The sequence below is a fragment of the Streptomyces sp. NPDC088746 genome, from assembly GCF_044751065.1.
Taxonomy (GTDB): Bacteria; Actinomycetota; Actinomycetes; order Streptomycetales; family Streptomycetaceae; genus Streptomyces.
Genome location: NZ_JBIVLA010000019.1, coordinates 1 through 1,195 on the forward strand (window position 1 = coordinate 1; position 1,195 = coordinate 1,195).

1 protein-coding gene and 1 rRNA gene are annotated in these 1,195 nt (G+C 72.8%); one reads left to right on the forward strand and one right to left on the reverse strand.

Features of this window, described 5'->3' with window-relative positions:
* Window positions 1–92, forward strand: a 5S ribosomal RNA gene (gene rrf / locus ACIP63_RS37260); the annotation flags it as partial.
* 6 nt (window positions 93–98) lie between these two features.
* Here the strand turns inward: rrf and ACIP63_RS37265 are convergent.
* Window positions 99–1,195: hypothetical protein (locus ACIP63_RS37265; protein ID WP_401525238.1), on the reverse strand; the 1,097-nt coding region annotated here is incomplete at its 5' end.

Genomic DNA, 1,195 nt, shown 5'->3' on the forward strand with positions numbered 1-1,195 from the left:
CGCCCGGTTACATTCCGAACCCGGAAGCTAAGCCTTTCAGCGCCGATGGTACTGCAGGGGGGACCCTGTGGGAGAGTAGGACGCCGCCGAACAATCTTTCAGGGCCTCTGGTCCCAGCGTTCATGCTGGGGCCAGAGGCCCTTTTTGTTTTGCCGAAGCGCGTCGGATGGTCGGCTGCGCGAGAATGTCTGTGGTACCCGATGACAGGAGTCACCCCCATGTCCACCAACTCTTCCGACGACCGTCCGGAGCGCGAGCCGCGTCGCCGGGACGGCGGTGACAGGGGCGGCTTCCGAGGCGGCCGCGACGACCGGTCCAGCGCGCCTCGGCGTGACAACGACCGTGACCGTGACCGGGCCCCTCGTCGTGACGACAACCGTGGTGCTGGCGCCGGTGGCGGTGGTTTCCGTCGTGATGACCGGGCCCCGCGTCGTGAGGACGACCGTGGTGGCTACCGCGGTGGTCAGCGTGATGACCGTGGTGGCCGTCCTGCCGGTGGTGGGTTCGAGCGCCGTGACGACCGGCCGCGTGGCCCGCGTCGTGACGACGACCGCCCCGGCGGCTTCCGCCGTGACGACAGCCGCGGAGGCAGCGCCGGCGGCGGCTTCCGCCGTGACGACAGCCGCGGAGGCAGCGCCGGCGGCGGCTTCCGCCGCGACGACAGCCGCGGAGGCAGCACCGGCGGCGGCTTCCGCCGCGACGACAACCGGGGTGGCAGCACCGGCGGCGGCTTCCGCCGTGACGACCGTGACCGTGACCGGGCCCCTCGTCGTGACGACAACCGTGGTGCCGGCTCCGGTGGCGGTGGTTTCCGTCGTGAAGACCGGGCTCCGCGTCGTGAGGACGACCGTGGTGGCTACCGCGGTGGTCAGCGTGACGACCGTGGTGGCCGTCCTGCCGGTGGTGGGTTCGAGCGCCGTGACGACCGGCCGCGTGGCCCGCGTCGTGACGACGACCGCCCCGGCGGCTTCCGCCGTGACGACAGCCGCGGAGGCAGCACCGGCGGCGGCTTCCGCCGCGACGACAGCCGCGGTGGCGGCGGTGGTTTCCGCCGTGACGACCGAGACCGTGACCGGGCTCCGCGCCGTGAGGACGACCGTGGTGGCTACCGCGGTGGTCAGCGTGATGACCGTGGTGGCCGTCCTGCCGGTGGTGGGTTCGAGCGCCGTGACGACCGGCCGCGTGGCCCGCGTCG